This is a genomic window from Halobacillus sp., from assembly GCF_049282395.1.
Taxonomy (GTDB): Bacteria; Bacillota; Bacilli; order Bacillales; family Halobacillaceae; genus Halobacillus.
On record NZ_JBAPTY010000058.1, the window covers coordinates 1 to 3078 of the forward strand.

2 protein-coding genes and 1 pseudogene are annotated in these 3078 nt (G+C 39.5%); all 3 read left to right on the plus strand.

Annotated elements, in window-relative coordinates:
* The first annotated feature begins 133 nt into the window (after positions 1-133).
* On the plus strand, positions 134-1732 hold the full coding sequence (locus WAM07_RS02955) for an ATP-binding protein (RefSeq protein ID WP_422164638.1): 1599 nt from the start codon (positions 134-136) through the stop codon (positions 1730-1732).
* Positions 1729-2406: a response regulator gene (locus tag WAM07_RS02960; protein ID WP_422164640.1), complete on the plus strand. Its 678-nt coding sequence runs from the start codon at positions 1729-1731 to the stop codon at positions 2404-2406. Before WAM07_RS02955 ends, WAM07_RS02960 begins: the two co-directional genes overlap by 4 nt.
* 166 nt (positions 2407-2572) lie before the next feature.
* A pseudogene (locus WAM07_RS02965) lies at positions 2573-3078 on the plus strand (tripartite tricarboxylate transporter substrate binding protein); the annotation flags it as partial.

Genomic DNA, 3078 nt, shown 5'->3' on the forward strand with positions numbered 1-3078 from the left:
ACCTGAGGTGGGAGTTTCTTCCTTTTATTTATGGTTCTTACTTGAACCCAGAGATCAAAAATAATGTCAGTCGTACTTGAGGTTTATGTTAAAGTATTTGTAAGTGAACGTTTACATAAAGGAGTTCTGAAACATGGGCACCCGTTTCCGTGTATCATTGCAAACCAAAATATTAGGATTAGTCATCACGTTAATTGTTGGCATAATTATTATACTGGCAGGCATTTTTGCTTTTTGGGAAAAGCAGGAGACTGAAGAAAAAATGGGGCAGTTAGCACTTCAAGCAGCCACCACACTTTCTTTCATGCCCACGATTCAAGAAGCATTTAACCGCGAAGACCCTTCTGAAATCATTCAGCCGATTGCTTTAAGTATTCAGGAAGAAGTAGGAGCGGAATTTGTGGTAGTAGGTAATAAGGATAGTGTAAGGTATGCTCACCCTGATTCTTGGAAGATTGGAGAACGGATGGTAGGCGGGGATAATGTCCGTGCTTTAAAGAGTGGAGAGTACTATATTTCAAAAGCTGAAGGAACTTTAGGACCTTCGCTCAGGGGAAAGGCACCCATTATTAGTGAAGATGGAGAAATTATCGGAATCGTGTCGGTGGGGTTCCTGATCAAGGATATTAACTCAGCTATTTGGGCTAAGCTAGTGGATATTACTGGAATATCAGTAGTCGTTCTTCTTATAGGGACGGCAGGCAGTTATGTGCTCGCAAGAAGTATCAGAAAAGATACATTCGGGCTTGAGCCCTACCAAATATCCTCTTTATACCGTGATCGTGAAGCGGTTCTCTCTTCAGTCAGAGAAGGCATTATCGCCATTGACCACGCTGGAAAAGTAAAGATGATAAATCAATCAGCCATGAGGATTTTGAACATCCAGACAGATACGGAAAACAAACCGATCACTGAAGTTTTTCCCAATACCCAAATGCTTCGAGTTCTGCATTCGGGTTTACAAGAAAAGGACCAAGAAATGATTCTGAAAGATCGAGTGATCATTGTAAATAGAACACCGATCTTAGAAGACGAACAAGTCGTTGGAGTTGTAGCTAGTTTTAGAGACAAAACTGAAGTGAGAGAGATGGTCAATGCCTTATCGGAAGTGAAACGCTATTCGGAAGATCTTCGTTCTCAGACTCATGAATTTACTAACAAAATGTATGTGCTTCTGGGGCTTCTCCAGTTAGGAAATTATAAAGAAGCGATTGATTTGATCGAAAGTGAATTTGAGACAACCCAAAGTCAGAATCGTATACTATCTGATCAAATCAAGGACGAAACTGTTCAGGCCATTTTATTAGGAAAAATCAGTAAAGCATCTGAACAGAAAATCAATTTTTCAATTGATCCTGACTCTTCACTGGAGATTATACCTGGTCATATTAACCGCTCAAAGCTGGTAACGATTTTAGGTAATCTCATAGATAATGCGTTTGAAGCAGTGGAAGGAGAGTCGGTAAAGGAAGTTGACTTTTTTGCGACAGATGTAGGTAATGAAATTGTTTTTGAAGTTACAGATAGTGGACCAGGCATATCAGAATCAGTTATGCCTTATCTATTTGTGCGTGGTTTTTCTACTAAACAAGGCGCTCAGCGTGGATTTGGTCTTGCGAATGTAAACGAAATTGTTAAAGAACTTGGCGGCACTTTGGAAATAAGTGAATTTGATACAAATGGTACAATTTTTTCTATTTTCTTGCCTAAGAAAGGAGGAGGGCTGTCATGATTAAAGTAGTGATTGCGGAGGATGATTTTCGAGTTGGTGAGCTCCACGAAAAATTTCTATCAGCCATTGAAGGGGTTCAGGTCATTGGGAAAGCTCTAAATGCGGAAGAAACAATTAAAGTGCTTATCGATCAACAGCCTGATTTATTACTGCTCGATGTCTACATGCCTGATCGTCTTGGCACTGATTTATTACATGAAATTCGAGAAAAGGTTCCAACGGTGGATGTCATTATGATCACAGCGGCCAATGATAAAGGTATGATTGAAAAAGCTCTGAAGTACGGAGTGGTTGATTATATTATTAAGCCCATCTCCATTCAGCGGTTTAATAAAACCATAGAAGATTATAGGAAGAAGCAAAGCATGATCTCAAGTGCTGATACTTTTGACCAAAACATGGTTGATCAATTGATTGGGAACATGGAAGGAGAAAAAACAGAAGTAAGGGAGGTTCCAAAAGGAATCGATCCTCTGACTCTGGATAAGGTGCGTGAAATGCTCATCGCTTCACCAGAGGGAATGACGGCTGAACAAGCAAGTCATCAAATGGGTGCTTCTAAAACCACCGCAAGAAGGTATTTAGAGTATATAATTTCAATAGAAGAAGGCAGTGCAGAAATGCGCTACGGAAAAGTTGGGAGACCCGAAAGAAAATATTATTTACAATTATAGAAATAAAACCACCGTAAATCGGTGGTTTATTTTTTGTGTAAATTTTATTTAGTTTATTCATTTAACGTTGTTAAAGCAGGTTATTTTGAAAACGGTTACATTTTTGTAACAGTCTTATATTATGAACGTAATGAAAGAACAATTCACTTCAAAGGGGAGAAACATGATGAAGAAATTATGGATGTTGGTCGCTTTATTATTATTAGTTTTAACCGCAGCCTGTGGAGGCGGAGAACAAAGTTCAAGTGGAGATGGAGAATCAAACGAAGATGGGAATTGGCAGCCGAATAAAAATATAGAAATTGTTGCCCCAAGTGGAGCCGGCGGAGGCTGGGATACAACAGCACGAAGTGTGGGAAAGATCTTGGAAGATGAAGAGATTGTAGAGCAGAATGTTGGGGTTGTAAACAAACCTGGTGGAGGCGGAGCTGTCGGATGGTCTTATATTAATAGTACCAATGACCCTCACAATATATTTGTTTCATCACCTCCGTTGATTTTTGTACCTTTAAATGGACAATCAGATTTAACTTATGAGGATTTCACACCTCTATCCAATATGATAGCTGACTACGGAGCGTTTGCAGTTGCTAAAGATGCTAAATGGGACAACTTAAATGAACTGTTTGAAGATATGAAAGAAGACCCTTCCAGTGTAACCGTCGTAGGGGC